Genomic DNA, 26,018 nt, shown 5'->3' with positions numbered 1-26,018 from the left:
CCCCTCGCTCACCCAAGTCTCACCCCACGGAGCGTAGGATCCCGCCATCGATGCCGGAATCGTCGTCGGAAACCCTCACGCTGGACCGCCTCGACCGGCGGCTGATCCACGCTCTCCTGCACGACGGACGCGCGCCGTTCCGGACGATCGCCGCCGCGCTGGGCAGCTCGGAGCAGACGGTCGCCCGGCGCTACCGCCGGCTGCGCGACGCCGGGGTGCTGCGCGTCCTCGTCGTGCCCGACCACCGGCGCGTCGGCGAGCGGCACTTCCTGCGCATCGCCGTCGATCCCCGCGGTGCGCTGCCGGTCGCCCGCGCGCTCTCGGCCCGGCCCGACGTCTCGTGGGTGACGATCGCGTCGGGCGCCACCGAGGTCACGTGCACGCTGGACGCCTCGACGCCCGAGCACCGCGACGCGCTGCTGCTGGAGGGCCTGCCGCGCGTCAGCCGCGTGACCGGCGTGCGCTCGGCCGAGATCCTGCACGCCTTCGTCGACGCGCCCGAGACGGAGTGGCACGCCCTGCCCGACGGCCTGACGGACGACGAGCGCGCCGCGCTGGGCCCCGGAACCGCGGGCCGGCGCCCCCACCCGGACGTGCCGTCGTCGTCCCCGCTCGGCCCGGACGACGAGGGCATGCTGCGCGAGCTGGCGCGGGACGGCCGCACGAGCACCGCGGCGCTCGCGGCGGCGACGGGCCGGACGGAGGCCCGCGTCCGGCGCCGCCTCGACGCCCTGCTCGCCGACGGCGCGGTCTACACCGACGTCGAGCTGGCGACGACCGTGCTCGGCTTCGGGCTGACCGGCATCCTGTGGTGCACCGCCGAGCCGGCGGCGCTGGCCGCCGCCGGCGACGCGCTGGCGGCGGTGCCCGAGACGACGTTCGTGGCCGCCACGAGCGGCGCGACCAACCTGATCGCGACGCTGCTGGCGCGCGACCGCGGCGACCTGTACCGGATCCTCACGGAGCAGGTGGGGCCGGTGCCCGGGCTGCTGCGCGTCGAGACGGTGCCGGCGATGCGCCTGGTCAAGCAGCGCGGCGCCGTGATGGAGGGCGACCGCCTCGCGCTCGAGCTGTGAGAGGCGGGCCGTCCGGCACGCCCCGGACGGCGATGAGTTCCGCGGCGCGCGACGGTCCTCCCCACGACCCCTCCCCCGCAAGGACCCCGCATGCGCCGCGTCACCTACTCCATGAGCTCCTCGCTCGACGGCTTCGCCGTCGGGCCCGACGGCGGCATCGACTGGGGCGCGCCCAGCGACGAGCTGTTCCGCTTCTACATCGAGCGGCAGCGCGACGTCGGCGTCCAGCTGATGGGCCGCCGCCTGTACGAGACGATGCTGTACTGGGAGGACGCCGCCGAGGACCCCGCGCTGTCCGCCGCGCACCGCGAGTGGGTCGCGCTGTGGAACCCGCTGCCGAAGGTCGTCTTCTCGCGCACGCTGGCGGCCGTGCGCGGCGCCGCCCGCCTGGCCGAGGGCACCCTGGCGGAGGAGATCGCGCGCCTGCGGGACGCCCCGGACGCGGGCGACATCGCGATCGGCGGTCCCACGCTGGCGGCGCAGGCCGCGGAGCTGGGCCTGATCGACGAGTACCGCGTGCGGATCCACCCCGTCCTGCTGGGCGGCGGGCTGCCGTACTTCCCGCGGGTCGCGCACCAGACCGAGCTCGAGCTCGTCGAGACCCGCGCCTTCGACCAGGGCGTCGTGTACCTGCGCCATCGCGTGGTGCGCTGACCGTGGCCGGCGGGCGACGTCCGTAGGACGCACAGGCGGTTCGTGGCCGCTCCCGTTGCCGCCGGCCGCGGCGGTCCGCCATGCTCGAGCGATGCCGCAGTCCCCCACCCCGGAGGTCCGTCCGTGAGCACCACCGCCTTCTGGCATCCCTTCGCCGACATGGGCGCCGTGGCCGGCGCCCCGTTCGTCATCGACCGCGCCGAGGGCGCCACGGTGTGGGACGAGGACGGCCGCGCCTACCTCGACGGCACCGCGGCCCTCTGGTACGCCAACCTCGGCCACGGCCGCGCGGAGATCGCCGACGCGATCGGCGCGCAGCTGCGCAAGCTCGACGCGTACTCCACGTTCGGCGACTACTCCAACCGGCCGGCGATGGAGCTGGCCGAGCGCCTGGCCGCGCTGTTCCCCGAGGCGGGCGCGAAGGTCTTCTTCGGCTCCGGCGGCGGCGACATGATCGACTCCGCGGCGAAGATCGCCCGCGCGTCGTTCGCGCTCCAGGGCCAGCCCGAGCGCGTGCACCTGATCAGCCGCACCCACGGCTACCACGGCACCCACGGCTTCGGCACCGCCATCGCCGGCATCCCGGCGAACACGACGAACTTCGGCGGACAGGCGCCCGACACCTCGGTCGTGCCGCACGACGACGCCGCGGCGCTCGAGGCCGAGATCCTGCGCGTCGGCCCGGAGCGCGTGGCCGCGTTCTTCTGCGAGCCGGTGATCGGCGCCGGCGGCGTGTACCCGCCCGAGCCCGGCTACATCGAGGAGACCCACGCGATCTGCCGCCGCCACGGCGTGCTGTTCGTCGCGGACTGCGTGATCGTCGGCTTCGGCCGCGTCGGCACGTGGCTGGGCATCGACCGCTGGGACGTCGTGCCCGACATGATCACCACGGCGAAGGGCATCACGAACGGCGTGCAGCCCCTCGGCGCCCTGTTCGTCCGCGGCGAGGTCGCGGCGCCGTTCTTCACGGGCGCGCCCGGCGCGCCGGTGCTGCGCCACGGCGCGACCTACGCGGGCCACCCGGCCGCGGCGGCGGCGGCCCTGGCGGCGCTCGACCTGTACGCGCGCGACGACACCTACCAGCGCGGCCGCGTGCTGGAGCAGCCGCTCGCGGACGCCCTGGCCCCGCTCCGCGACCACGAGCTGGTCGGCGAGGTGCGCTGCGGCACGGGCTTCCTCGCCGGCATCGAGCTGGCGGCCGACGTCCTGGAGCGCGTGCCGGACGCCGTCACCCGCTGGCAGCTCGCGGCCCGCGAGGCCGGCGTGCTCGTCCGCCCGCTGGGCCGCGGCGTCGCGGTCTCGCCGCCGCTGACGGTGGACGAGGACGACGTGCGCCGCATCGGCCAGGCGCTCGCCGACGGCCTGGAGCGCGTCGAGCAGGCGGTCGCCGCCGCCTGAGCGGCGCGGGGCGGGCGGCGTCCGTCGCCCGCCACCGATCGCGATGGGCTCCGGGACGGGCGGATCAGCGACCGCCCGGAACGCCTTCGGCTATCGAGACGGGTCCCTGCCTTCGTCGTACGCACGCCTGTGCTGTTCCACCTCGGCGAGGTGATCGGCGGTCCAAGCGAACAGGGCCAAGAACGGCTCGTCGAGCGTGCGCCCCAGCGGTGTGATGCGGTACTCCACGGCGATGGGACGCTGCTCCAGCACGTGACGTTCGACGAGGCCGTTGCGTTCGAGGCGGCGCAGTGCCTGCGCCAGTGACTTCTGCGTGATCCCGTCGAGGTCGCGCTTGAGCTCGTTGAAGCGTCGCGGCCGCTCACACAGCAACGTCAGGATCAACTGGCCCCACTTGTCGAGGAGCTGATCCAAGAGCTCACGCTGCGGACCAACGATCGTGCCCGGGGCGGTGTGCACTCCAGGGGTACCAGGTTTCGTTGAAGTACCTGCCATGCACTAGGTATAACGGAGAAACCGCCCTGATCCAAGGAATCCCATGCCCGAGCAGTCCCCGACCACCCTCCAGCTGAAGCGCCAGGACGGCGTGCTGTGGGTCACGATCGATGTCCCGCCCGTCAACCTCATGACGGCCCAGCTCCTCCTCGACCTCGACGCCGTCGCCGCGTCGGCCGAGAACGACCCCGACCTGCACGTCATCGTCGTCCAGAGCGCCAACCCCGAGTTCTTCATCGCCCACGGCGACCTGACGTTCGTTGAGAACCCGGAGTCGTACGCTGCGCTGCCCATCGCAGAGGAGACGCTCGTCGGAACGGGCCCGATGATGCGGCTCCACGAGCGGTGGCGGCGTCTGCCCCAGACCACGATCGCGAAGGTCGCGGGCCTCGCTCGTGGCGGCGGTCCCGAGCTGATCGCCAGCCTGGACCTGCGCTTCGCGGCCCTCGAGACCGCCGCCTTCGGCCAGTTCGAGACCCTCACGGGAATCGTCCCCGGCGCTGGCGCGACGGCCCACCTGCCCCGTCTCGTGGGGCGCGCTCGGGCCCTCGAGATCGTGCTCACCGGCGGCCTCGTCGACGCGGCGACCGCCGAGCGTTGGGGATGGGTGAACCGCGCCCTGCCCGCCGCGGAGCTGGACGCCTACGTCGACGGGGTCGCACGCACCATCGCCACCCTGCCCGAAGGCGTCCGTGCCGCGGCGACCAAGGCGATCGACGCTGCCGACGGCCCCCTCGAAGAGGCACTTCGCGCAGAGGACCGCTACCTCGGTGAGACGTTCAACGCGACCTCCGGGGAGCTCGCGAAGGCCGCCCTTGCGGCTGGCGCGCACACCCGCGAGGTCGAGCTCGTCCTCGAAGAGGTCCTGCGGGCGAATCTCGCCCGAATGGCCTGACGCCGCGAGGAGCATCGACCAATGACCGGATATCGCCTCGATGAGCAGTTCGCTCAGGCGATCGCCCAGCTGCCTCCGGAGTTCATGGACACGCCGGAGCCTCCCGCGAACGACGTGGAGGCGCTGAGAGCGGTGATCGACTACCAGTACACCGAGATGGGCAAGCTCGCGCCGCCCGTCCCGACCGGTGTCGACCGAGAGGACGTCACCATCTCGGTCGGTGACGGCGTCACGCTCGAGGGCCGCTGGTACACGAAGAGAGACGCCCGTCCCGGCTCCGCCGTCGTCTACGCCCACGGCGGCGGCCAGGTGGCCGGCACGCTCGACCACTACGACCGCAGGATGCGGGTCTACGTCGCCGAGACGTCCGTCCCGATCTTGTCAGTGGGCTACCGCGTGGCTCCCGAAGCGAAGGGACAGCAGCTCAGCGAGGACGTCTTCGCCGGGGTGACGTGGCTCATCGAGCACGCAGACCAGCTCGGGGTCGATCGTGCCCGCATCGCGCTGATGGGTGACAGCGGCGGCGGCGGGCTCGCGGCGGCTGCCGCCGTCATGGCCAGGGATCGTGGAGTCGCGATCGCCCAGCAGATCCTGATCTACGCCATGCTCGACGACCGGATGGCCACCGCCAGCGAGGCGCTCTCGCCCTTCCTCGCGTGGACGGCGACCATGAACGCGACCTCCTGGAACGCACGTGCCGACGGCCCGGTCTCGGAGGCGACCTCGCCCGCGCGCCTGATCGACGCCCGTGGGCTGGCGGCTGCGTACATCGAGGTGGGCGATCTCGATCTGATGCGGGACGAGGGGATCGCCTACGCGCTGAAGCTGTCGGCCGCCGACGTCCCGCTCGAGCTCCACGTGCATCCCGGGACGCCGCACGCCTACGACTGGCTGGATGAGCACGCGGACGTCACGCAGCGCGCCCTGCAAGACCGCTACCGCGTCCTTCGCTCCCTCTGAGACCGCCCTCGGAAGCGGCTGACCGGCGGCGCTCGTCATCCTCAGAGCAGAGCAGCGATCGACGGCGGCGCTTCGCGCGGCCCCTGCCGGAGCATCCGGCGGGAGCCGTCTGCAGTCGGCTCGGGTGCCGCGGTACGCGCACGGGTGGCGCCGACGCGCCACGCCCGTGCCGTGCGGGCGCCGCCGCTATCCTCCCGCCGTCCCGGCGGCGCCCGTGCCGCCACCAACCGACCGGCCGTGCGGCTGCACCCGCGGTGACGGTGACCGCATGTCCCTCTTGTTCGATCAGATCTCGCCCACGCCCGCCGCGGCCGTCCTGGGCGTCGCCGGCGTGGCCGCCACCACGTGGGCGCTCGTCCGGCGGCGGGCCTGGACCGTGCCGCGCGCCCTCGTCGGCCTGGCGATCTGCGTCTACGCGGTCGGGATCCTGGTCAACAGCGCGTTCCCCATCTACCTGGGCGCGGTGCCCGACTCCAGCCCGTGGACGACCGCGATCAACTACCGGCTGTTCCACGAGACCGAGCTCGACGACGCGGTGGAGAACATCCTGATCTTCGCGCCCGTCGGCGTCCTGCTGCCGCTCGCGCTGCGCATCCGCACCGTGGTCGGCGTGATCGTCGGCGGCTTCCTGCTGAGCCTGACGATCGAGCTGCTGCAGCTGCTCAACTCCGTCACGGGCCACGGCGGCCACATCGCCGACGTCAACGACCTGCTGGCCAACACGATCGGCGCGCCCGTCGGCTACGCGGTCGCCCGGCTGGCGATGCGGCTGCCGCCGCTCCGCGCGCTCGCGGCGACGTTCGCGTGGCCGGGGGCCGGGTTCTCGGCGGAGGACAGGGAGCGCAGGCCCGCCGAGCCGCCGTCCGCGACCGCGGCCTGAGCCGCCACGGCGCGCCGCACGCCGCCGCCTCGGGTCAGCCGCGCCGGGCCGGCCGCACCGCACCGGGCCCGCCGGGCGCTCCGTCCCGGGGCGGCCCCTACGGCTCCACCAGCCCGCGCCGGATCGCGTAGCGCGCCAGCTCCACCCGGTTGCGCAGGCCCAGCTTCTCGAGCGCGTTGGAGCGGTGCCGCTCGACGGTGTGCGGGCTGATGACGAGGGCCGCAGCGATCTCGTCGGTCGTGTGGCCCTCGGCGATCTGCTTGACGACCTCCTGCTCGCGGGCGGTCAGCAGGTCGCGCGGCAGCGGCTCGCCGCGCTCGGCGCCCTCGAGCACGTCCTGCACCAACCGCTGGAGCGCGCGCGGATACAGGAACGGGGTGCCGCGCATCGCCGCGCGGCACGCGTCGACCAGGTCGCGGTGGGCCCCCGACTTGAGGACGTAGCCCGCCGCGCCGGCCTTCAGCGCCTCGAACAGGTACTGCTCGTTCTCGTGCATCGACAGCAGCAGGATCCGCAGGCCGGGGCGGTGGCGCGTCAGCTCGCGCGCCGCCTGCAGCCCGGTCCGGCCGGGCATCGAGACGTCGAGGATCGCCAGGTCCAGCTCCGTCCGCAGCGCCGTCTCGACCGCCTCGAGCCCGTCGCCCGCCTCGGCGACGACGTGCAGGTCGGCCTCGGCGTCGAGCACCATGCGGATGCCGTGCCGGACGAGCGCGTGGTCGTCCGCCAGCAGGATGCGGGTGCGCAGCGGGACGCTCACGCCGACGCTCCGGCCGTCGGCACGGCGCAGCGCACCCGGGTGCCGCGCATCGTGTCGGACTCCACCTGCAGCGCCGCGCCGGCCAGCCGCGCCCGCTCGCGCATCCCGGCGATCCCGCCGTCGGGCGGCGGCGGGTCGATGAACCCGCGGCCGTTGTCGTCGACGACGAGCGTGACCTCGCCCTGCCCCGCGGCGAGGCGCACGCACACGCGCCGCGCGTCCGCGTGGCGGATCGCGTTCGTCAGCGCCTCCTGCGCGATGCGGTAGATCGCCAGCTCGGCGTCGGCGGGCAGCGGCGGCAGCGGCGCGTCGATGCGGCGCTCGACGGGCACGCCGCTGTCCTCCTGCACGCGCGTGGCGAGGGCGATCAGCGCGTTGACCAGGCCCAGGTCGTCCAGGCCCTCGGGGCGCAGGCGGCGCGCGATGCCGCGGACGTCGTCGAGGGCGCGCGCGATCGTCTCGCGCAGCGCCGCGCGGTCGCGTTCGGCCATCTCGGCCCGCTCGAGCTGCAGCGACAGCGCGGTCAGCGTCTGGCCCAGCTGGTCGTGCACCTCGCCGGCGACGAGGCGCCGCTCGGCCTCCTGCGCCGCCGCGGTGCGCCGGTCGCTCTCCAGCCGCTCCTCGCGGAAGCGCGCCAGCATCCCCTCGAAGGCGCCGAGCAGGCGCGCGACGTCGCGGTCGTCCGGCGCGATCCGCGCGTGCAGGCCGGGCGACGGCTCGCGCGGATCGATCTCGCCCATCGCGTCGGCCAGCCGGTGCAGCGGCGCCAGCAGCCGGCGCACCGCGACGTGCAGCAGCAGCAGGACGCCCGCGAGGATGCCGGCGGCCCACGCGAGCTCGCGCCACGTCATCGGCGCGCTGATGGTGATCGGGGAGAGCGCCAGCGCGGCCGTCACCGCGCCGAGGACGACGGCGGCCGCCAGGAAGATCTGGCGGCCCAGGGGCATCCGGACGAGGGCGTCGGTCAACCGCATGTCCTGACGGTCGCAGACGACGGGCGCGCTCACGCGGGACCGTCGACGCGCACCACGCGCAGGGAGCGCTCGCGCCCGTCCGGCAGCTCGACGTGCGCGACCTCGCCGACGCTGCGGCCCATGAGCGCCGCGCCGACCGGCGACGTGGCCGAGACCGCGCGATCGACGCCCTCGTCCGTCGCCTCGACGCCGAGCACCAGGCGGTAGCGGCAGGTGCGCCGGCCGTCCTCCACCTCGACGGTCGTGCCGACCGCGGCGACGGTGTAGCCGGTCGGGCCGGGGTAGGCGACGACGGACCGGACGAGCGCCAGCTCCAGCAGCGCGATCCGGTCGGACGGGTCGGCGAGCGCCGCGCCGGGGTCGTCGGCGACGGGCGTCGGCCAGCCCGACGCCTCGCGGCGCAGGCGCGTCAGCTCGGCCTTCAGGTCCAGCAGGTACCGGTGGGTCACCAGGACCGCCGAGGTCCCCAGCAGCGTGTCGGGCATCGCTCCACCTTGGACCCGGGATGCGCCGGGCGACATGGCAGGAGCCCGCCATCCGGGCCCGCCGCGATCGATCAGGGCCCTTCGGTCCCGGGCGGCGAGTACTGCAGCTTCAGACGCCGCGTGATCGTCGTGCTCTCGCCCCCGGACGACCACAGCCGGATCCTGACCGTGTAACGGTGCCCGCGTCGGAAGTGGCCGCGCCCGAACGCGTCCGACGAGAACGCCACGACGCGCCGCGTCCAGCCCTTCGTCACCGATCCGCGCCGACCGTCGATCCACACCTGGACCCGGGCGGCCTTCGTCGTCGTGACGAAGGCGACGAACACCTCCCGGAACGGCGGGGCGCCCGTCGACCGCAGGTGGAGATCTCGCTGGACGGTCGGGGCGGGACTCGACGCCGTCGCCGCACCGGCGGTCGGCACGAGCAGTGCCAGCGACGTCGCGAGGACGGCGGCGGTGCGGGTGATCATCAGGCTCATGGCTCCTCCAGGACGGGCGGCTCCGACCGTCGGCCACGGACCACCGGGGAACACGCCGCGGGCCGGTGGGCCCGCAGCCGCCACGATATCCGGGAAGGCTGCAGCCCACAAGCACCCGGGCCGCCTCGCGATCGCCCCCGGCGCGCCGACCCACGGGACGCAACGGCCGCCGGCCGGTGCCTCAGACCGCGTCGCGGACCGCCAGCACGCGCAGGTGCCGCGTCCGGCCGTCCGCGCGCTCGACCGCCACGATCTCGCCCGGCGCGCGGCCGAGCAGCGCGCGGCCGAGCGGCGACCGGGCGCACACCGCGCCGTCGCGCCCCGGGCGGTCCTCGCCCAGGGTGATCGTGTGCTCCGCGAACCGCCGTCCGTCGTCCGTGCGCACCACCGTCCCGACGGCCGCGCGCGGCCGGCCGTCGTCGCCGGGGTGCTCGACCACCGCGTGCAGCAGCGCCCGCTCGAGCTCGCGGATCCGCCGGCGCCGCGCCGCCCCGGCCGCCGCGTCCTCGGCCCCGTCGGCGTGGGCGCGCAGCTCCCGCAGCTCCGTCGTCAGCGCGTTGCGAGCGGTGACGGTGATCGGCAGGGCGCGCGCGGACGAGGTCATGCGCCCACGGTCCCGGCCGACGCGCCCGGGCCCCATGGCGGGAAGGCGCCATCCCGCCGCGGAGTGGTCGGGACCGGCCATTGCGCCGCGGCGCGCCGGACCGGACGATCCCCCGCATGCCGACGACCGGGACGCGACGACGCCGACGAGAGGCGCCGGTGGACCGCGTGTACGACGCCGTGTGCGACGTGACCGTCGCGGCGCGCGTGCTCGAGGCCGAGAGTCGCCGCCGCCTCGGCGCCGTGGGCTCGCTCCCCGCGACCGCGGGCGCGCTCGAGGAGGCGCTGCGCGCCCTGGCCCGCGCCGCCGAGGCGCTCGCGGACGCCCCCGCCCGCAGCCGCGACGGCGAGACGCACCGGGCGCTGGCGTCGCTCGCCCTGGCGCTCGGCGCGGCGGCCGACCTGGGCGGCGAGGCGCGGGCGGCCGCCGCCGGGCGCGCCCGGGTCTGACCCCGCGTTCAGGCCCTCGGGCGGCCGTGCCCCGCGCGCCGCTCGGCCTCGAAGGCCAGCACGAGCGTCGCGATCGTCGTCGGGTCGCGGAGCGAGCTGCCGAGCGCGTCGGCCAGGCGGGAGAGCCGGTAGCGCAGCGAGTTGGGGTGCAGGTGCAGCGCGGCGGCGGCGGCCGTGACGTCCAGCTCGTGGTCCAGGTACGCCCGGATCGCCTCGCGGCCGCCCGGCCGCCGGTCGAGCGCCCCGAGGACCGCCGCCACCTGCGGCGCCATGCGGTCGGGCGGCACCTCGCCGACGAGCAGCGCCGGCAGCCCGACGTCGGCGTACCGGCGCCAGGGGACGGCCGCGTCGGCCGCGGCCAGGTCGGCGGCGACGTGCGCGTCCTCGACGCTCTGCCGCACGGTCGCGGCCCCCGTCCCCGTGCGCCCCACGCCGACGGCGGCGCCGTCGACCGCCAGCTCGCGCAGCAACGCGTCGTCCGGGTCCTCACCCGCGCCGGCGAGCAGCACCACGACCCGCCCCCGGTGGCCGCCGAGCAGGTGTCGGGCGCCGCGGCCGTCCAGGGTGCGCGCGGCGCGGCGCTCCAGGCGCTCGCGGCCGCCGGCATCCGCCGCGCCGTCGGGCGCCAGCACGAGCGCGCGGACCGGGGCGTGCAGATCCACCCCGCACGCCGCCGCGCGCGCCGCGACCTCCTGCGCGTCGCCGGTGCCGGCCAGCAGGTCCTCCAGCAGCCCGCGGCGCAGCGCCCGGTCCTGCGCGCGCAGCGTCTCGTCCAGCCGGCCCACGGCGGCGAGCAGCGGCGCGGCCGCCTGCAGCACCGCCCGGGTCAGTCGCGACGGCGCGCGGTCGTGGGCGAGCGCGACCAGCCAGCGGTCGTCCGCGTCGTCGGGGTCCGCCGCGACGGGCGTCGCCACGCCGCGCCACCCGCCGGTCGCCACGTCCCGCGCCCCGCGCACGGGATCGACGAGCAGGGCGGGCAGGCCGTCCGGCGGCAGCGCGCCCGCGGACTCCTCCACGCGGCCGTCGGGCGCCAGCACCGCGACGGACGCCTCGAGCACCGTCGCCAGGCGCCGCACGACGGTGCGCTGCGGCTCGACGGAGTGCAGCGCGTCGACCAGGTACCGCTGCAGCGACGAGAGGCGTTGCAGCGTGCGCAGCTCGGACGACGCGAGCGCCCGGTGGACGGCGGCCTCGACGTCGCGGAACGGGGTACGGAGCGGGACCGCCAGCACCGGCAGGCCGGCGTCCGCGGCGGCGTCCAGCAGCGGCGCGGGCACCGCGTCGAAGTCCAGGCCGACGCCGAACCCGAGGGCCGCCACGCCCGCGGCGGCCAGCTCGGCCGGCAGCGCCGCCTGCGCCGCCTCGTCGCCGACGAGCCGCACCCCGGTCGTCAGCATCACCCAGTCGGGGGCCAGCCACCGCGCCGGCTGGGCCGTCTCGATCGCGTGCACGCCCGACACCCGCCGGTCGCCGGCGCCGTCCGGGAGCACGAGCGGCTCCAGGCCCAGCTCGTGCTGCTCGAGCAGATCGCGCAGGCGATAGGCGGTCGGCGCGGCGGCGGTCACCGCCGCAAGCTACCGCCGCGCCCCGGGGGGCCGCAGCCGGGGGCCTGGCAGGATGCGCCCGTGGCTCCCTCGTCCGCCGCCGTCCCCGCGCGCGCCCTCCGCGCCGCCGTCGCGACGGCGCGGGCGCTGGGCCTGCGCGTCGACGATCCCGTCGTGCTGCGGGACGGCAGCAACCTCGTCGTCCACCTGCGCCCGGCGCCGATCGTCGCCCGCGTCGCCACCGCCACGGCGGCCGTGCGCGGCGGCGACGCGTGGCTGGCGCGCGAGGTGGTCGTCGCCGGGCAGCTCGCGGACGCCGGTGCCCCCGTCGTGGCGCCCACGCGTGAGGTCGATCCCGGCCCGCACGTGCACGACGGCTTCGCGCTGTCGCTGTGGGAGCACGTGCGCGAGGTGCCCGGACCGCCCGACGCGGCGGCGGCCGGCCGGGCCCTGCGCGGCTGCCACGCGGCGCTCGCGCACGTCGACGTGCCGCTGCCACGGTGGGCGGCGCTCGACGAGGCGGAGCGGGTCGTCGGCCGGCTGGCCGCCACGGGCGCGATCGGGCCGTCGGCGGACGCGGCGGCGCTGCGGGCGCTGGTGGCGCACGTCCGGGGTCGGGTCGACGCGTGCGGGCTGCCGGAGCAGGCGGTCCACGGCGACGCGCACCTGGGCAACGTCCTGTGGTCCGCCCGCGGGCCGCTGTGGAACGACTGGGAGGACGTCTTCCACGGGCCGCGCGCGTGGGATCTGGGCTGCCTGCATGCGTCGGCGCGGCCGTTCGGCCGCCGCGACCCCGCGCTCGTCGCGGCCGCCGCGGCCGGCTACGGGGACGACGTGCCCGCCGAGGCGCTGGCCGCGGTCGTCGACGCGCGGCGCGTCCAGGCGGCGCTGTGGGGCGTCCTGCTGGGCGCCGCGAGCGGCGACGCGGCGCGGGCCGCCGCGCGCCTGACGTGGCTGCGCGAGCGGGCCGCGGCCCTGCCGTAGCGCCCGAGCCCCCGGGCGCCGGGGGCCGTGGACGCCGCGGGCGGCCCCACGGCCCCGCGGGTCACTGGATCGTGAGACCGCCGTCGACGACCTGCTCGGTGCCCGTCAGGTACGACGAGTCGTCCGACGCGAGGAAGAGGACGACCTGCGACACCTCGTCCGGGTCCGCCATGCGGGCGAGCGGCACGGCTGCGGCGATCCCGCCGCCGTCCGCGTCGGTGGCGGCCTCCATCATCGGCGTCTTGATGTAGCCGGGATGGACGGAGTTCACGCGGATGCCGTCCTTGCCGTACTCGACGGCCACGTGCTTCGTCATGCCGCGCGACGCGAACTTGCTCGCCACGTACGCCAGGTTGGGCGCACCGACGACCGACACCAGGCCGGCGATCGACGAGATGTTCACGATGGAGCCGCCGCCCGCCCGCTGCATGCCGGGGATCACGGCGCGCATGCCGTAGAACTGCGAGTGCTGGTTGATGGCGCAGACCTGCAGGTACGCGTCGACGTCGAGCTCGGTCGCCGGGGCGATCGGCCCGAGCACCCCGGCGTTGTTCACCAGGACCGTGACCGGACCGAACGCGCGCTCGGCCTCCTCCACCACCCGCTCCCACGCGGCCGCGTCGGTGACGTCCTGCCGGACGAAGCGCGCGTTCTCGCCCAGCTCGTCGGCGATCCGCCGTCCGCCCTCCTCGTTCAGATCGGTGAGGACGACCTGCGCGCCCTCGGCGACGAAGCGCCGCGCGTGCGCCTCGCCCATGCCCTGCGCCGCACCGGTGACGATCGCGACCTTGCCGTTCAGCCTGCCCATGGAACCCTCCGTCGGTTGGGGCCGCGGAGGGCACCAGAGCGGCGCCGGCGCGACCGCTGTCGACCATATCGGAACTGAGTACCAAAACGTGCGAACGGTCGGTCGGCGGGCCGGGACGCCCCGGATAGACTGGGACCGGTGACGGAGCCGAAGGAGCACCGGCGGGGGCCGGGGCGCCCCCGGGCGACGACCCGCGAGGCCGTCGAGCGCGTGGCCATCGAGCTGCTGCTGCGCGAGGGGTTCGACCGCGTCTCGGTCGACGAGATCGCCGCGGCCGCCGGCATCGGCCGCACGACGTTCTTCCGCTACTTCCCCGCGAAGGCCGACGTCGTCTGGGCGGCCTTCGACGAGGCGATCCGCCAGCTCGAGGTCGAGCTGGCGGCGGACCCGGCGCGCCCCGTGGCGGCCGCGATCCGCGACGCCGTCGTGGCCTCGACGCGGCACGCCGTCGACGACCACGGGGTGTGGCTGGAGCGCTTCGCGCTGCTCGACACGGCCCCGGGCCTGCGCGCGAGCGCCCTGGAGCACTGGGCGACGTGGCAGTCGGCGGTCGCCGCGTTCGTCGCCGCGCGGACGGGCACCGCCCCGACCGCCGTGGTCCCGGCCGCCATCGCGGGCGCGATCCAGGCGACGTACGTCGCGGAGCTCCGCTCGTGGGACGTCGGCGACGCCCCCGAGGAGCTGCTCGCGCGCCTGGCGACCAGCCTGACCGCGGTCGGCACGGCCCTCGAGGCGCTGCTGCCGGCCTCCTCGCGCGCGAGCCGAACGGCGCGCTAGCGCGCCGCGGCCATCAGCCGCCGACCGTCGCCGCCCGCGCCCGCCGCGCCTCCTCCAGCGCGTCCGCGAACGACGTCGCCCCCAGCGCCGGCGGCGCGTGGTCGTAGCGCGGCGGCGTGGCGGACAGGCCGATCGGGCTGCGGATGCCGCGCACCTCGTGGCCGTCCTCGTCGGGGATGCTCACGACCGGATCCAGGCCCAGGCGCTCGGCCAGGGCCACCGCGCCGGCCACGTCGTTCACCCGACCGGCGGGCACGCCGACGGGGAGCAGCCGCGCGGCCCACGCGTCCGCGCCGTCCGTCGCCAGGCGGGTCACCAGCTCGACGCGCAGCGCGTCGCGGTGCGCGACGCGCGCGTCGTTCGTCGCGAAGCGCTCGTCGGCCGCCAGGCCCGGCGCGTCCAGGACGGCGCAGAGCGCCCGGAACTGCTTGTCGTTGCCGACGGCCAGGACGAGCTCGCCGTCGCCCGTGGGCAGCGGCTCGTAGGGGGCGATGGACGGGTGGGCGTTGCCCATCGCGCGCGGCACCACGCCGCCCGCCACCCACGCCGACGCCTGGTTGACCAGACCCGAGAGCAACGACTGCAGGAGCGACACCTCGACGCGCTGCCCCTCGCCCGTGCGGTCGCGGTGGCGCAGCGCCGCCAGGATCCCCGCCGTCGCGTGCAGGCCGCAGAGCACGTCGACGAGCGCCACGCCGACCTTCTGCGGCTCGCCGCCCGCGGGACCGGTCACGCTCATCAGGCCGCCGAGCGCCTGCACTAGCAGGTCGTAGCCGGGCATCGCCGCGCCGCCGTCGCGACCGAAGCCGGTCACGGAGCAGTAGACGAGCCCCGGCCGCACCGCGGACAACGCGTCGTAGCCCAGGCCCAGGCGGTCCATGACGCCGGGGCGGAAGTTCTCGACGACGACGTCGGCGGCCGCGACCAGCTCGTGGGCCGCCGCGCGCCCCTCGTCCGTCGCCAGGTCCAGGACGACGCTGCGCTTGTTGCGGTTGACCGACAGGTAGTACGTCGCGACGCCGCGCGCGTCGAGCGGCGGGCCCCACGCGCGGGTGTCGTCGCCGGCGCCGGGCCGCTCGACCTTGATCACCGTGGCGCCCAGATCGGCCAGCGTCATGGTCGCCAGCGGTCCGGCGAGGACGCGCGAGAAGTCGACGACGACGAGCTCGTCCAGGGCGCGGGGCGACATGGCGGCGAGACTATCGATCTTCGAAGATTTCGGGTAGGGTCGGCCCCGTCGACCCCTCGAGGCCCCTGTGACGACCCCCGCGACCACCGCTCCCGCCACCCTCCTCATCGACGGCGCCTGGCGCACTGGCGACGGCGAGTACGTCCGCACCGACCCGGCCGACCCGACCCGCGAGACCGGCCGCTACGCGACCGCCACGCCCGCCGACGTCGCCGCCGCCTACGCCGCCGCGCGCCGCGCCCAGCCCGCCTGGGCCGCCACGGCCGCGACGGCCCGCGCCGCGGTCCTGGAGCGCGCCGCGGCGCTGCTCGAGGCCGACGTCGACGGCGCGACCGAGGCGCTGATCGCCGACATCGGCAAGGCGCACCGCGACGCGCGCGGCGAGGTGCTGCGCGGCGCGGCGATCCTGCGCTTCCACGCCGGGGCCGTGCTGCAGGCGTCCGGCGGCACGTTCGCCGGCGCCGACCCCACGACGGCGCTGATGACGACGGTCGAGCCCGTCGGCGTCGTCGCGGCGATCACCCCGTGGAACTTCCCCGTCGCGATCCCGCTGTGGAAGCTCGCCCCGGCGCTCGTCTACGGCAACGCCGTCGTCTGGAAGCCGGCCGAGGCCGCGTCCGGCTCGGCGGTCCGCCTGGCGCGCCTGCTCGCCGAGGCCGGGCTGCCGGACGGCGTGCTCAACCTCGTCACCGGCTCGGGCCGCGCGCTCTCGCCCGCGCTGACGGGCGACGAGCAGCTCGACGCGCTCTCCTTCACCGGGTCCGTCGGCGTCGGCCGCGTCCTGCGCCGCGCGGTCGCCGAGCACGACCGCAACGTCAAGCTGCAGCTCGAGCTCGGCGGCAAGAACCCCGCGATCGTGCTGGCCGACGCCGACCTGCCCGACGCCGCGGAGCAGATCGCCCGCGGCGCGATGCTGCAGGCCGGCCAGCGCTGCACCGCGACGAGTCGCGTGTACGTGGAGGACGCGGTCTACGACGCGTTCGCCGCGGCGCTCGTCGAGCGCGTGCGGGCCTTCCGCGTGGGCGATCCCCGCGAGCCGGGCACCGACATCGGCCCCCTCGCGTCCGCCGAGCAGCGCGAGACCGTCGGCGGATACCTGCGCCTGGCCCGCGAGGGCGGCGCGACGGTCCTGTGCGGCGGCGGCATCGCCGACGACGACGGCGGCCACTGGGCCGAGCCCACCGTCCTGGCCGACGTCCCCGACGACTCGCCGCTCGTGCGCGAGGAGATCTTCGGCCCCGTCGTCTGCCTGGCCCGCGTCGCCGACCTGGACGAAGCGCTGGCCCGCGCCAACGACACGCGCTTCGGCCTGTCGTCCGCCGTCTTCACCCGCGACCTGGGCGCCGCGATGCGCTTCGCCCGCGAGACGCGCTCCGGCCTGGTGCACGTCAACCGCGAGACCGCCGGCGTCGAGCCGCACCTGCCGTTCGGCGGCCTGAAGGAGTCCAGCTCGAACCACCGCGAGCAGGGCATGGCCGCCCGCGACTTCTTCACCGTCACCAAGACCGTCTACGTCCGCCCCCGCTGACGCCCCGCCCGACCACCACCCGCCCGAGGACGCCATGACCGACACGACCACCGCCCCGCCCGCGCTCAAGCCGCTGGACTACCTGGACGTCGACAGCCTGCTCGACGACGAGGAGCGCGCCATCCGCGACGCCGTCCGCGACTTCGTGAAGGGCCGCGTGCTGCCTGAGGTCGGTGACTGGTTCGAGGAGGCCCGCGCGCCGAAGGAGCTCTTCCCCGAGCTCGGCAAGCTCGGCGTCCTGGGCATGCACCTGGAGGGCTACGGCTGCGCCGGCACCTCGGCCACGGCCTACGGCCTGGCGTGCCTGGAGCTCGAGGCCGGCGACTCCGGCATCCGCTCGATGGTCTCCGTGCAGGGCTCGCTCGCGATGTTCGCGATCTGGCGCTGGGGCTCCGAGGAGCAGAAGCAGGAGTGGCTGCCGCGGATGGCCGCCGGCGAGGCGATCGGCTGCTTCGGCCTGACCGAGCCGGACTCGGGCTCCGATCCGGGCTCGATGCGCACCACCGCCCGCCGCGACGGGTCCGACTGGATCCTCAACGGCCAGAAGATGTGGATCACGAACGGCTCCGTGGCCGACGTCGCCGTCGTCTGGGCGCGCTGCACGGACGACGATCGCGTGCGCGGCTTCGTCGTCCCGGCCGGCACCCGCGGGTTCTCCGCCCCCGAGATCCACAAGAAGCTGTCGCTGCGCGCGTCCGTCACGAGCGAGCTCGTGCTCGACGACGTGCGCCTGCCGGACTCCGCCGTCCTGCCCGAGGTCGCGTCGCTCAAGGGCCCGCTGTCCTGCCTGAACGAGGCGCGCTACGGCATCGTCTGGGGCGCCACCGGCGCGGCCCGCGCGTGCTTCGAGGCCGCCCTGGACTACGCCGGCACGCGCATCCAGTTCGGCAAGCCGATCGCGTCGTTCCAGATCCAGCAGCAGAAGCTGGCCGACATGGCGCTCGAGGTCAACCGCGGCACGCTCGTCGCGCTGCAGCTCGGCCGCCTGAAGGACCAGGGCCGCCTGCGCCCCGAGCAGGTGTCGATGGGCAAGCTGGGCAACGTCAACGGCGCGCTCGAGGTGGCGCGCACCGCCCGCCAGGTGCTCGGCGGCAACGGCATCACGCTGGAGTACCCGGTCATCCGCCACATGAACAACCTGGAGTCCGTCGTGACGTACGAAGGCACGGCGGACGTGCACTCGCTGGTGATCGGTCAGGCGCTGACCGGCATCGCGGCCTTCCGCTGAGCCCGGCCGCCCGGCACGTAGGCTTCGGGGCCATGCCGCTCCCCTCGGTGCCGGGCACCACCCAGCAGCACGCCGTCCAGTGGCTGCGGCACGCGATCGTCACCGGGGCCCTGCGCCCCGGCGGCCGCGTCAACCAGGAGTCGGTGGCCGAGGAGATCGGCGTCTCCGTCGCCCCCGTGCGCGAGGCGCTGCGCGTGCTCGAGCAGGAGGGCCAGGTGACGTACCTGCCGCGCCGCGGCTACTTCGTCACCGAGCTGCGGATCGCCGACCTGGAGGAGATCTACGCGCTGCGCGCCCTGCTCGAGGCCCGCGTTGCCCGCGACGCCCTGCCCGGCCTGACCGAGCAGGACCGCCGCCGGATCGAGGAGGCCGCGAGGGACTGCGTCGACGCGGCGACCTCGGACGACATCGCCCGCGAGCTCGAGGCCAACCGCCGCTTCCACTTCGCCATCCTCGCCTCGCCCGACCACCCCCACGCGCTGCGCCACATCCGGCTGCTGTGGGACTCGACCGAGGCGTACCGCGCGCTCTACTACAACGACCCCGACGAGCGGGTCGCCGCGACGGACGCGCACGACCGGATCATCGCCGCGATCGACGCCGGCGACGCCGACGCCCTGGTCCGCGAGCTGGACGACCACCGCGAGCGGGCGCTCGCCGTGCTGCGCGGGATCCTGCGGGAGGACTGAGCGGCCGGCGGTCCGGCCGCGTCCCTGCACGCGGACCGCAACGCAGAAGTACGCTTGCGGCGCCCCCCAGCAACCGGCTATGACGCTCAGAAGGACGACGATCGGGATGCTCGCGCTCGCCGCGCTCAGCGCGGCGGCGTGCGGGAGCTCGTCCTCCGGAGCCACCACTGGTGGCGTCGGCCGAGAGCCGGCTGCGCCGGCTCGTCCGACGCAGACGAAGGAGCTGCCCAAGCACGCGGCCGGCGGCTACCACCTCACCCGTCAGCCGGTGATCCTGGCCAGCAAGGCCGAGCCGGGTGAGCCGCCGCAGGCACTCATGGTCCTCGTCCGCCTCAACCGCCGTCTGCCGGCCGGCGACGACGGAACCGGTGCAGGGTTCTACGTGCAAGGGGCGGGCCCCGATGCGGAGGCCGAACGCTACGGCCACGCCAGTCGGCACTGCTACGTCAACTTCGTCGGGTACGACCAGCCGCCTCAAGCGGCAAGGAACCCGCAGGACGGGACCGTCGTCCCGCTGGAGGTCGATATCGATGGTGTCAAGCGCTCGATCGAGGTGAACGCGGTGGTGCACGTCACCACGATCCGGCGCAAGCACGCCCTGGTCCGCAGTCTGGGCTGCAGCTCCCGGTGACCCGGGGCTGATCGGCCTCCCGACACGCGTGCCGCGCCCCCAGAGGGTGCGGCACGTCACCAGCCGGCGATGACGTCGTGGTCGGGGACGTGGGTGCGGGAGCGGTCGGCGAGGCCGGAGTGGCGGCCGTGGGTGGTGGCGATGCGGGCGGCGAGGCCGCCGCGGTGCTCGAGCTCGACCTGGGCGATCGGGCCGCGGTGGACGATGGTCGAGGCCGCGGCGATCGCGGTCTGCACGCGGCGGTCGAACAGCTCGACCGGCGCGGCGCGGGCGCCGGCGGCTGGCGCGCGGCACTACGGGCCGCCGCCGACGCCAGCCGCCACGACGCCCCGGCGAGCGGACCGCGCCGCCGCGCCCCGCGCACTAGCGTCCCGGGCATGGGGCGGACCACCCGGGCCGAGAGCCAGGCCCAGACGCGCGCGCACCTCGTCGCCACGGCGCGCGAGATCCTGCTGCGCGACGGCTACGGGGGCACGTCGCTGGAGCGCATCGCCACCGCCGCCGGCTACACGAAGGGCGCCGTCTACTCCAACTTCGCCGGCAAGCGCGAGCTGGCGCTGGCGGTCATCGACGACATCCGCGGCCGCCACGCGATGACCATCGGCCGAATCCTCTCCGAGGCCGGCACCACGTTGCCCGAGCGGCTCGCGGCCGTCGACGCGTGGGCGGCCCAGGCACTCGGCGACCGCGACTGGTTGGCGCTCGAGGTGGAGTACACGCTCGCGATCTGGCGTGACCCGGACGCGACCGCCGAGTTCGCCGCGCGCAACGCCGGGGTGCGCGGCCTGCTGGCGGAGGCCATCCGCGCGCTCCGCGCGGAGTTCGACCTGCACCCCGACGTCTCGCCCGAGGAGACGGCCGACATGATCCTCAGCCTGGGCGTCGGCCTGGGCACGCTGCGCGCCGTCGACCCCGAGATGGCGATCGAGACCTTCACCCGCAGCGTGCGCCGGCTGCTCGGGCTGCCGGTCGACCCCTGAACCCGTCGGGGCGCGGCCACGGGCGGCCGTGCGCCGACGGCGGGCCCCGCTCAGTCGTCGAAGTGTGGCGTGAAGCAGCCCAGGCGCTTGACCGCTCCCCCCGGATCGGTGAGCGGCCGCGGGCGCACCGTGCGCCGCACCGTTCCCCCGCCGGCGAGGCCCCGCAGCGTGACGGTCGTGCGGCGCGGACCACCGTGCTTCCACCGGCCGCGGAACACGGCCTCGTAGCAGTGCCGCGACGTGACAGAGTAGTCCGCGTGGCTCATCGGCGACGCGCCAAGATGCGTGGCCGACAGCCGCCCGCCGCCCCGCGGCTTCGCGCCCGGGATCGCGTGCCGGGTCCGCAGCGTGACGAAGACCGTGCCGACGGCCGGCCCACCGTTCCGCGACAGGGCGCTGCCGGCGGGCACGTACTCGACGATCACGGGGCCGCGCAGCTCGCCGCCGGCGGCCGCTCTGGGCGCCGGCGCGGCCTGCAGCGCGGGCGCCAGGGCCGCGCACGCGACCACGGTGACACTGAGTGCCGCTGCCCCACACATGGACTTACGGACCATATTCCCTCCTTGACTACTCACCACTGAGGCAGTTCTTACTCATGAATCCCCAGCGATTCATCATGTAAACAACAACGCCCCTCGGCCCGTACCGTCGATAGTCGTGCGCGGGCGCTTCGGAATCACGAACGGAAATCCTGTCGCCCCTGTGATAGGTCGTAACGAGGTCCCGGAAGTCGTCTTCCGTCGGCTGATAGTTGCGGTAAAAGCCAGCGGAATCACACGTGACCGTCTCCGCGTGACGAGTCCCGCCGTTGTCCAGGACGTGAAAGTCCCCGGACGAACCCGCTCCAGTTGGCGAGGGGTTCAGCTGCGCATCGCGATAGCGGCCGTCGGGGTGGTCGTCGGACAGGTACACGTCCGTCCCGTCCGGCCCGGCACCCGGCAACAAGATGCCGTGGGCATCACTGACCGGCGCCGGCCGGGAAGCCGGTGCCACAGCGGGAGACGCCATGGTGGGCGCAGCCTCCGCTGCACAACTGGCCGCGGCGAACGTGATCGTCGCGGCCAGGATCGCCGCAACGCCTGCACGAGATCGGGGGGGGCAGCATGCTCGGCATCAGATGCTGTCGAGGTCCTTGCACAAGACCCAGCCGTCGTGGTCGACGCTGCCGCCGGCACTGCCGCCACACCACTCGCCGTGGACTTCCTTGACTCGAAAGCCATCGCCTCTGTCCAGATGGCCGATGTACTGACCGTTAGGAAACCCGCGGTCGCTCGTGCGGTGGACGTCCGCGCCGTCGCTTTTCTCGACGTGGTGAAGCCCAAGCGTCGAGCGGCCGGCCAGCGCAGCGGTCGGAGCGACCGCCATGACACACATGCTGGTAACGCTCAACGCCGCAAGCACCCGACGATTGGGCCACCGCCCATCCGGGCCGTGCGCGATGAAAAAGGTCATGATTCTTCCTAGTGATGCTGCGGGAGACACACGCGCTCCCGATCTGCACCACCAATGCAAGCACAGCTCATCACTACTTGCAAGATGCCAGCAGCGCGCCAGCTGACACGAAACGCGCCACGAGTGGGACTCCGCGACAGAGGCGCAGGCGTCCCACGAGCCGGTCAACGAGAACGCGCACGGCGCCGTCCTGCCAGACCGACCGCCCGCCCCCCCACTGGACGACAGTCCTTCAACCACGGACACCCCGACACACCAATGACACGCGGCATGCCCGCGTCCACAACGGCCTTTCGGCGCGTCCTGCAGGCTGATGACTCCGCAGCGATGCCGTGATGCCCAGATTGAGCGGACTTCGACCGCGAGGGGCACGCCGACGTCGTCCCCGGTCGGGTTGGCTCGCCACCCGTGTCGTTGGGCCCCAGCATCGCCCTTCACCGACCGCACGAAGATTTCGCATACCGCCGGTATCCGAGTGCTAGGGTGCCGCCATGTCCGCCCCGGCCGCACCCGCCGAGCAGGCCCGCCCGACCGCGACGGAGGCCGTGATCGACGGCCTGCCGCCCGGCCCGCGCGGCCCGCGTGCCTTCCAGACGCTGGCGATGATGACCCGCCAGCGCGCCTACCTGCTGCGCGCGCGGCAGCGCTACGGCCCGATGTTCTCGCTGCACGTCGCGGCGCTCGGCCAGCTCGTCGTCGTCTCCGACCCGGTGCTGACGAAGCGCACGTTCACCGCCGATCCCAAGACGCTGCACGCCGGCACGGCCAGCCCGCTGCGCCGGGTGCTGGGCGACAACTCGCTGCTGGGGATCGACGAGGATCGCCACCTGGAGCAGCGCCGCCTGCTGCTGCCGCCGTTCAAGGGCCAGCGGATGAAGGCGTACGAGCCGCTCATCGAGCGGATCGCGATCGAGGAGGTCGAGCGCTTCCCCGTCGGCACGCCGTTCCCGACCGCCCGGGCGTTCCAGCGGATCACGCTGCGCGCGATCCTCGTCGCCGTCTTCGGCGCGACGGGCACGCGCCTGCAGCAGCTCGAGGAGCTCTTGCCGCCGTGGACCGAGCTGGGTCAGCACCTTTCGCGGTTCCCGAAGGCGCAGCGCGACCTGGGCCCGTGGAGCCCGTGGGGCCGCTTCCTGCGGATGCGCGCCCGCGTCGACGCCATCCTGGACGAGCTCATCGACGTCGCCCGCCGCGACGACGCGCTGGCCGAGCGCACCGACGTGCTGGCGCTGATGGTGCAGGCCACGCACGTCGACGGCAGCCCGATGACGAACGCCGAGATCCGCGACCAGCTCTGCACGATGCTGGCGGCCGGCCACGAGACGACCGCGCACACGCTCAGCTGGGCGGTGGAGCGGCTGCGGCGCAACCCGGCGGCGCTCGAGCGGCTGGTCGCCGAGGTCGACGCGGGCGGGCACGAGTACCGCGACGCGACGATCCGCGAGATCCAGCGCATGCGACCGGTCGTCGGCTTCTCGGGCCGCTTCACGCGCAAGCCGTTCGAGCTCGGCGGCTACCGGATCCCCACCGGCGTGATGATCGGGCTGTCGGCCTCGCTGACGCACTTCGACTCGGGACTGTTCCCCGAGCCGTTCCGCTTCCGCCCCGAGCGCTTCCTCGACGTGCGGCCCGACACGTACGCGTGGATCCCGTTCGGCGGCGGGATCCGGCGCTGCATCGGCGCGACGTTCGCGCACATGGAGCTCGACGTCGTGCTGCGGGTGCTGCTCGAGCGCCTGGAGCTCGTGCCGACGACGGACCCGGACGAGCGGATGCACTTCAAGGGCGTGGCGTGGAGCCCCGCGGACGGCGGCGTCGCGGTCTTCCGTCGCCGCTCCGGGCGCCCCCGCGTGGCCGCTCCGGCGCCCGAGGTGGCCGCCCCGGCACCGGCCTGAGCGGCAACGCGCCCGCTTCGGGAGATCCACCGATCGGCGCCCGCGAAGTCCGTCCGAATCACCGAACCGGCACGGGGGCTCCCCGGGCATGCTGGCGGCGTCCACGCCCGAAGGAGCACTCCGTGTCCCCATCCTCCGCCGCCCCGCCGGCCCCCGTGCCGGCCGGGCACGCCGAGCACCTAGACGACGACGCCGCGCACCTGGCGGCTCTCGGCTACGAGAGCCGCTTCAAGCGCAACATGGGCTTCTGGGAGAACTTCTCCCTGGGCTTCACGTACCTGTCGCCCGTCGTCGGCGTCTACTCCACCTTCGCCGTCTCGTTCATGGTCGGCGGCCCGACGCTGATCTGGTCCATCCTGATCGCCGGCATCGGCCAGCTGCTCGTGTCGCTCGTCTTCGCCGAGGTCGTCGCGCAGTACCCGGTCGCCGGCGGCGTCTACCCGTGGGCCCGCCGCCTCGTCGGCCGCCGCTGGGCGTGGCTGACGGGATGGATCTACGGCTGGGCGCTCCTAGCGACCGTCGCGAGCGTGTCGACCGGCGCGGCCGGGTTCGTGGCGTACCTGTTCGGCTTCGAGGCCACCCGCACGACGGCGGTGCTCGTCGCGACGGGGCTGATGCTGCTGGCGTACGCGGTGAACCTGTCGGGCACGAAGATGCTCGGCCGCGTCGCGATCCTGGGCTTCGTCGCCGAGCTGGCCGGCGCGCTGTTCGTCGGCGTCTGGCTGCTGCTGTTCGAGCGCCACCACGACCTGGGCGTCTTCTTCCACGAGTTCGGCGCGTCCGCCGCGAACGGCATGTCGGTCACCGGCGGCTTCCTCGCGGCCAGCCTGACCGGCCTGTACCTGTTCTACGGCTTCGAGGCCTGCGGCGACGTCGCCGAGGAGGTGCCCAACCCCGGCGTCGCGATCCCGAAGGCGATGCGCCGCACGATCTACGTCGGCGGCTTCGCGGCGCTGCTCGTAACCGCGGCGATGGTCCTGGCGCAGCCGGACTTCCGGGCGATCATCACCGGCCAGAACGCCGACCCGATCACCGCGACGCTCGAGACCGTCTTCGGCACCGGCGGCGCGAAGGCGATCGTCGTCATCGTGCTGCTGAGCTTCCTCTCCTGCGTGCTCAGCCTGCAGGCCGCGGCGAGCCGGCTGATCTACTCGTACGCCCGCGACCACATGGTCTTCGCCAGCCACGCGCTGTCGCGGTTCTCGGACCGCCTGCACGTGCCGCCGGTCGCCCTGACCGTCGCCGCGACCGTGCCGGCGCTGATCGTGCTGGTGGCCGAGGTGATCTCGGAGAACGCCCTCGCCCGCGTCATCGCGTTCGCGTCCGTCGGCATCTACCTGGCGTTCCAGATGGTCGTCATCGCGGCGCTCGTCGCCCGCCGCCGCGGCTGGGTGCCGAGCGGCAAGTACCGGCTGGGCCGCTGGGGCCTGCCCGTGAACATCGCGGCGCTGACCTACGGCGTGCTGGCGATCGTCAACCTGGCGTGGCCGCGCGGCGAGGCGTTCGCCGACCGCTGGAGCGTCCTGCTGGGCTGCGCCCTGATCATCGGCGCCGGCCTGCTGTACATGGGGCTACGCCGGCCCTACACCCGCAGCGACGCCGCCCACGGCGACGCGCACGTCGGGACGGGGCCGATGGAGGAGCCCGCGCGGGCCTGAGAGCCGCCCGCCGTCGCGGTCCACGTGGGCCGCGGCGGTGGTGCCCCGTGGCGCCGGGGTGACCGTCCCCGCTGCCTCAGCCGCCGCAGCGGGCGGCGCGGCGGGCGTCGAGGACCGCCCCGACGGCGTGGGCCAGCCGGCCCAGGTCGTCGTCGGCCAGCGCCGCCAGCTCGTCCGGCGGCGTGGCCAGGCGCTCCTCGATCTCGGCGCGCAGCTGCGCGCCGGCGGGGGTCAGGGCCAGGACCTTCACGCGGCGGTCGTGGTCGACGGGGCGCCGCTCGACCAGGCCGCGCCGCTCCAGGCGGTCGACGATCCCGGTCACGTTGCCCTTGTCGCACTCGAGCGCGCCGGCCAGCTGGCCCATGCGCTGCGGCTCGGCGGGATCCAGGGCCCGGAGCGCCAGGAGCTGCGACGACGACAGGTCCAGTTCGCGCGCGAGCGCGGCGGTCCGGCAGCGCTCCAGCTCGAGGAGCTCGCCGATCCGGCGCCAGGCCTCGAACGCGGCGCGGGGCGGGGTCTGCGCGGTCGCCATCGCCGCGGAGGATAGAG

The 26,018-nt window shown here is 75.0% G+C and carries 30 protein-coding genes; 16 read left to right on the top strand and 14 right to left on the bottom strand.

The window, feature by feature from the left end:
- Positions 1 to 50 precede the first annotated feature (50 nt).
- From J3P29_RS01840 to J3P29_RS01830, 3 genes are all read left to right on the top strand, one after another.
- Positions 51 to 1,076, top strand: coding sequence for an Lrp/AsnC family transcriptional regulator (locus J3P29_RS01840; protein ID WP_210491300.1), 1,026 nt, complete (start codon positions 51 to 53; stop codon positions 1,074 to 1,076).
- Between the two features lie 90 nt (positions 1,077 to 1,166).
- Positions 1,167 to 1,730, top strand: coding sequence for a dihydrofolate reductase family protein (locus tag J3P29_RS01835; RefSeq protein WP_210491299.1), 564 nt, complete (start codon positions 1,167 to 1,169; stop codon positions 1,728 to 1,730).
- Positions 1,731 to 1,889: 159 nt separating this feature from the next.
- On the top strand, positions 1,890 to 3,128 hold the full coding sequence (locus J3P29_RS01830) for an aminotransferase class III-fold pyridoxal phosphate-dependent enzyme (protein ID WP_210492964.1): 1,239 nt from the start codon (positions 1,890 to 1,892) through the stop codon (positions 3,126 to 3,128).
- Between the two features lie 90 nt (positions 3,129 to 3,218).
- Here the strand turns inward: J3P29_RS01830 and J3P29_RS01825 are convergent, their stop codons facing one another.
- Positions 3,219 to 3,542, bottom strand: coding sequence for a helix-turn-helix domain-containing protein (locus J3P29_RS01825; protein WP_210491297.1), 324 nt, complete (start codon positions 3,540 to 3,542; stop codon positions 3,219 to 3,221).
- A gap of 124 nt (positions 3,543 to 3,666) precedes the next feature.
- Here J3P29_RS01825 and J3P29_RS01820 point away from each other — a divergent pair, with 124 nt between their 5' ends.
- From J3P29_RS01820 to J3P29_RS01810, 3 genes are all read left to right on the top strand, one after another.
- Positions 3,667 to 4,518, top strand: coding sequence for an enoyl-CoA hydratase/isomerase family protein (locus J3P29_RS01820; protein ID WP_210491296.1), 852 nt, complete (start codon positions 3,667 to 3,669; stop codon positions 4,516 to 4,518).
- 21 nt (positions 4,519 to 4,539) lie between these two features.
- A complete protein-coding gene (locus tag J3P29_RS01815; protein ID WP_210491295.1) occupies positions 4,540 to 5,478 on the top strand; it encodes an alpha/beta hydrolase fold domain-containing protein in 939 nt (312 codons plus the stop codon).
- Positions 5,479 to 5,746: 268 nt separating this feature from the next.
- Entirely contained in the window at positions 5,747 to 6,358 is a 612-nt protein-coding gene (locus J3P29_RS01810) for a VanZ family protein (RefSeq protein WP_210491294.1), read from the top strand.
- Between the two features lie 97 nt (positions 6,359 to 6,455).
- Here the strand turns inward: J3P29_RS01810 and J3P29_RS01805 are convergent, their stop codons facing one another.
- From J3P29_RS01805 to J3P29_RS01785, 5 genes are all read right to left on the bottom strand, one after another.
- Positions 6,456 to 7,115 (bottom strand): response regulator transcription factor, encoded by a 660-nt coding sequence (locus J3P29_RS01805; RefSeq protein ID WP_210491293.1) that lies wholly within the window; start codon positions 7,113 to 7,115, stop codon positions 6,456 to 6,458.
- Positions 7,112 to 8,122 (bottom strand): sensor histidine kinase, encoded by a 1,011-nt coding sequence (locus J3P29_RS20575; RefSeq protein ID WP_210491292.1) that lies wholly within the window; start codon positions 8,120 to 8,122, stop codon positions 7,112 to 7,114. Before J3P29_RS20575 ends, J3P29_RS01805 begins: the two co-directional genes overlap by 4 nt.
- A complete protein-coding gene (locus tag J3P29_RS01795; RefSeq protein ID WP_210491290.1) occupies positions 8,119 to 8,574 on the bottom strand; it encodes a GreA/GreB family elongation factor in 456 nt (151 codons plus the stop codon). The genes J3P29_RS20575 and J3P29_RS01795 overlap by 4 nt, the downstream gene beginning before the upstream one ends.
- A 71-nt stretch (positions 8,575 to 8,645) precedes the next feature.
- The gene (locus tag J3P29_RS01790; protein ID WP_210491289.1) at positions 8,646 to 9,053 is read right to left on the bottom strand and encodes a hypothetical protein; all 408 of its coding nucleotides are present in this window, start codon (positions 9,051 to 9,053) and stop codon (positions 8,646 to 8,648) included.
- Positions 9,054 to 9,234: 181 nt separating this feature from the next.
- Positions 9,235 to 9,657, bottom strand: coding sequence for a GreA/GreB family elongation factor (locus J3P29_RS01785; RefSeq protein ID WP_210491288.1), 423 nt, complete (start codon positions 9,655 to 9,657; stop codon positions 9,235 to 9,237).
- 158 nt (positions 9,658 to 9,815) lie between these two features.
- On the opposite strand from J3P29_RS01785, the gene J3P29_RS01780 reads away from it, so the two are divergent.
- A complete protein-coding gene (locus J3P29_RS01780; RefSeq protein ID WP_210491287.1) occupies positions 9,816 to 10,106 on the top strand; it encodes a hypothetical protein in 291 nt (96 codons plus the stop codon).
- An 8-nt stretch (positions 10,107 to 10,114) separates the two neighbouring features.
- Here the strand turns inward: J3P29_RS01780 and J3P29_RS01775 are convergent, their stop codons facing one another.
- Positions 10,115 to 11,671: a PucR family transcriptional regulator ligand-binding domain-containing protein gene (locus tag J3P29_RS01775; protein ID WP_210491286.1), complete on the bottom strand. Its 1,557-nt coding sequence runs from the start codon at positions 11,669 to 11,671 to the stop codon at positions 10,115 to 10,117.
- Between the two features lie 60 nt (positions 11,672 to 11,731).
- On the opposite strand from J3P29_RS01775, the gene J3P29_RS01770 reads away from it, so the two are divergent.
- Positions 11,732 to 12,634 carry a phosphotransferase gene (locus J3P29_RS01770; protein ID WP_210491285.1) on the top strand — a complete coding sequence of 301 codons (903 nt, stop codon included), beginning with the start codon at positions 11,732 to 11,734 and terminating at the stop codon, positions 12,632 to 12,634.
- Between the two features lie 61 nt (positions 12,635 to 12,695).
- Here J3P29_RS01770 and J3P29_RS01765 read toward each other — a convergent pair whose 3' ends face one another.
- A complete protein-coding gene (locus J3P29_RS01765) occupies positions 12,696 to 13,442 on the bottom strand; it encodes a glucose 1-dehydrogenase (protein WP_210491284.1) in 747 nt (248 codons plus the stop codon).
- 138 nt (positions 13,443 to 13,580) lie between these two features.
- Between J3P29_RS01765 and J3P29_RS19585 the strand changes: the two genes are divergently transcribed.
- Positions 13,581 to 14,219, top strand: a complete 639-nt coding sequence (locus J3P29_RS19585; protein WP_210491283.1) for a TetR family transcriptional regulator — start codon at positions 13,581 to 13,583, stop codon at positions 14,217 to 14,219.
- 13 nt (positions 14,220 to 14,232) lie between these two features.
- Here J3P29_RS19585 and J3P29_RS01755 read toward each other — a convergent pair whose 3' ends face one another.
- Positions 14,233 to 15,408: a CoA transferase gene (locus J3P29_RS01755; protein ID WP_210491281.1), complete on the bottom strand. Its 1,176-nt coding sequence runs from the start codon at positions 15,406 to 15,408 to the stop codon at positions 14,233 to 14,235.
- 67 nt (positions 15,409 to 15,475) lie between these two features.
- Between J3P29_RS01755 and J3P29_RS01750 the strand changes: the two genes are divergently transcribed.
- From J3P29_RS01750 to J3P29_RS01735, 4 genes are all read left to right on the top strand, one after another.
- Positions 15,476 to 16,936 (top strand): aldehyde dehydrogenase family protein, encoded by a 1,461-nt coding sequence (locus J3P29_RS01750; protein WP_210491280.1) that lies wholly within the window; start codon positions 15,476 to 15,478, stop codon positions 16,934 to 16,936.
- 34 nt (positions 16,937 to 16,970) lie between these two features.
- Positions 16,971 to 18,164: an acyl-CoA dehydrogenase family protein gene (locus J3P29_RS01745; protein WP_210491279.1), complete on the top strand. Its 1,194-nt coding sequence runs from the start codon at positions 16,971 to 16,973 to the stop codon at positions 18,162 to 18,164.
- A gap of 32 nt (positions 18,165 to 18,196) precedes the next feature.
- Positions 18,197 to 18,853, top strand: coding sequence for a GntR family transcriptional regulator (locus J3P29_RS01740; RefSeq protein ID WP_210491278.1), 657 nt, complete (start codon positions 18,197 to 18,199; stop codon positions 18,851 to 18,853).
- Positions 18,854 to 18,959: 106 nt separating this feature from the next.
- Complete coding sequence (locus J3P29_RS01735; protein ID WP_210491277.1) at positions 18,960 to 19,484, top strand: hypothetical protein; 525 nt, start codon at positions 18,960 to 18,962, stop codon at positions 19,482 to 19,484.
- A 56-nt stretch (positions 19,485 to 19,540) separates the two neighbouring features.
- Here the strand turns inward: J3P29_RS01735 and J3P29_RS01730 are convergent, their stop codons facing one another.
- A complete protein-coding gene (locus J3P29_RS01730) occupies positions 19,541 to 19,720 on the bottom strand; it encodes a hypothetical protein (RefSeq protein ID WP_210491276.1) in 180 nt (59 codons plus the stop codon).
- Between the two features lie 141 nt (positions 19,721 to 19,861).
- Here J3P29_RS01730 and J3P29_RS01725 point away from each other — a divergent pair, with 141 nt between their 5' ends.
- Complete coding sequence (locus J3P29_RS01725) at positions 19,862 to 20,464, top strand: TetR/AcrR family transcriptional regulator (RefSeq protein ID WP_210491275.1); 603 nt, start codon at positions 19,862 to 19,864, stop codon at positions 20,462 to 20,464.
- A gap of 50 nt (positions 20,465 to 20,514) precedes the next feature.
- Here the strand turns inward: J3P29_RS01725 and J3P29_RS01720 are convergent, their stop codons facing one another.
- The 3 genes from J3P29_RS01720 to J3P29_RS01710 all read right to left on the bottom strand — a co-directional run bounded on the left by J3P29_RS01720 (position 20,515) and on the right by J3P29_RS01710 (position 21,916).
- The gene (locus J3P29_RS01720; RefSeq protein WP_210491274.1) at positions 20,515 to 21,018 is read right to left on the bottom strand and encodes a hypothetical protein; all 504 of its coding nucleotides are present in this window, start codon (positions 21,016 to 21,018) and stop codon (positions 20,515 to 20,517) included.
- A 13-nt stretch (positions 21,019 to 21,031) separates the two neighbouring features.
- Positions 21,032 to 21,472: a hypothetical protein gene (locus J3P29_RS01715; protein ID WP_210491273.1), complete on the bottom strand. Its 441-nt coding sequence runs from the start codon at positions 21,470 to 21,472 to the stop codon at positions 21,032 to 21,034.
- A gap of 105 nt (positions 21,473 to 21,577) precedes the next feature.
- A complete protein-coding gene (locus tag J3P29_RS01710) occupies positions 21,578 to 21,916 on the bottom strand; it encodes a hypothetical protein (RefSeq protein WP_210491272.1) in 339 nt (112 codons plus the stop codon).
- A 491-nt stretch (positions 21,917 to 22,407) separates the two neighbouring features.
- Between J3P29_RS01710 and J3P29_RS01705 the strand changes: the two genes are divergently transcribed.
- Together J3P29_RS01705 and J3P29_RS01700 are read left to right on the top strand one after the other, a co-directional pair.
- Positions 22,408 to 23,811 (top strand): cytochrome P450, encoded by a 1,404-nt coding sequence (locus J3P29_RS01705; protein ID WP_210491271.1) that lies wholly within the window; start codon positions 22,408 to 22,410, stop codon positions 23,809 to 23,811.
- Positions 23,812 to 23,933: 122 nt separating this feature from the next.
- Entirely contained in the window at positions 23,934 to 25,469 is a 1,536-nt protein-coding gene (locus J3P29_RS01700) for an amino acid permease (protein WP_210491269.1), read from the top strand.
- A gap of 76 nt (positions 25,470 to 25,545) precedes the next feature.
- On the opposite strand, the gene J3P29_RS01695 is transcribed toward J3P29_RS01700, so the two are convergent.
- Complete coding sequence (locus J3P29_RS01695; protein ID WP_210491268.1) at positions 25,546 to 26,001, bottom strand: MarR family transcriptional regulator; 456 nt, start codon at positions 25,999 to 26,001, stop codon at positions 25,546 to 25,548.
- Positions 26,002 to 26,018 lie beyond the last annotated feature (17 nt).

The sequence above is a fragment of the Patulibacter sp. SYSU D01012 genome (genome assembly GCF_017916475.1).
Lineage (GTDB): Bacteria > Actinomycetota > Thermoleophilia > Solirubrobacterales > Solirubrobacteraceae > Patulibacter.
This window is presented reverse-complemented; position numbering and strand designations above follow the sequence as displayed.

Coding starts and splice junctions, on each gene's coding strand:
- J3P29_RS01840 (WP_210491300.1), top strand. CDS start 51: ATGCCGGAATCGTCGTCGGAAACCCTCACGCTGGACCGCCTCGACCGG.
- J3P29_RS01835 (WP_210491299.1), top strand. CDS start 1,167: ATGCGCCGCGTCACCTACTCCATGAGCTCCTCGCTCGACGGCTTCGCC.
- J3P29_RS01830 (WP_210492964.1), top strand. CDS start 1,890: ATGGGCGCCGTGGCCGGCGCCCCGTTCGTCATCGACCGCGCCGAGGGC.
- J3P29_RS01820 (WP_210491296.1), top strand. CDS start 3,667: ATGCCCGAGCAGTCCCCGACCACCCTCCAGCTGAAGCGCCAGGACGGC.
- J3P29_RS01815 (WP_210491295.1), top strand. CDS start 4,540: ATGACCGGATATCGCCTCGATGAGCAGTTCGCTCAGGCGATCGCCCAG.
- J3P29_RS01810 (WP_210491294.1), top strand. CDS start 5,747: ATGTCCCTCTTGTTCGATCAGATCTCGCCCACGCCCGCCGCGGCCGTC.
- J3P29_RS01795 (WP_210491290.1), bottom strand. CDS start 8,574: ATGCCCGACACGCTGCTGGGGACCTCGGCGGTCCTGGTGACCCACCGG.
- J3P29_RS01790 (WP_210491289.1), bottom strand. CDS start 9,053: ATGAGCCTGATGATCACCCGCACCGCCGCCGTCCTCGCGACGTCGCTG.
- J3P29_RS01785 (WP_210491288.1), bottom strand. CDS start 9,657: ATGACCTCGTCCGCGCGCGCCCTGCCGATCACCGTCACCGCTCGCAAC.
- J3P29_RS01765 (WP_210491284.1), bottom strand. CDS start 13,442: ATGGGCAGGCTGAACGGCAAGGTCGCGATCGTCACCGGTGCGGCGCAG.
- J3P29_RS01755 (WP_210491281.1), bottom strand. CDS start 15,408: ATGTCGCCCCGCGCCCTGGACGAGCTCGTCGTCGTCGACTTCTCGCGC.
- J3P29_RS01745 (WP_210491279.1), top strand. CDS start 16,971: ATGACCGACACGACCACCGCCCCGCCCGCGCTCAAGCCGCTGGACTAC.
- J3P29_RS01740 (WP_210491278.1), top strand. CDS start 18,197: ATGCCGCTCCCCTCGGTGCCGGGCACCACCCAGCAGCACGCCGTCCAG.
- J3P29_RS01735 (WP_210491277.1), top strand. CDS start 18,960: ATGCTCGCGCTCGCCGCGCTCAGCGCGGCGGCGTGCGGGAGCTCGTCC.
- J3P29_RS01725 (WP_210491275.1), top strand. CDS start 19,862: ATGGGGCGGACCACCCGGGCCGAGAGCCAGGCCCAGACGCGCGCGCAC.
- J3P29_RS01720 (WP_210491274.1), bottom strand. CDS start 21,018: ATGGTCCGTAAGTCCATGTGTGGGGCAGCGGCACTCAGTGTCACCGTG.
- J3P29_RS01715 (WP_210491273.1), bottom strand. CDS start 21,472: ATGGCGTCTCCCGCTGTGGCACCGGCTTCCCGGCCGGCGCCGGTCAGT.
- J3P29_RS01710 (WP_210491272.1), bottom strand. CDS start 21,916: ATGACCTTTTTCATCGCGCACGGCCCGGATGGGCGGTGGCCCAATCGT.
- J3P29_RS01705 (WP_210491271.1), top strand. CDS start 22,408: ATGTCCGCCCCGGCCGCACCCGCCGAGCAGGCCCGCCCGACCGCGACG.
- J3P29_RS01695 (WP_210491268.1), bottom strand. CDS start 26,001: ATGGCGACCGCGCAGACCCCGCCCCGCGCCGCGTTCGAGGCCTGGCGC.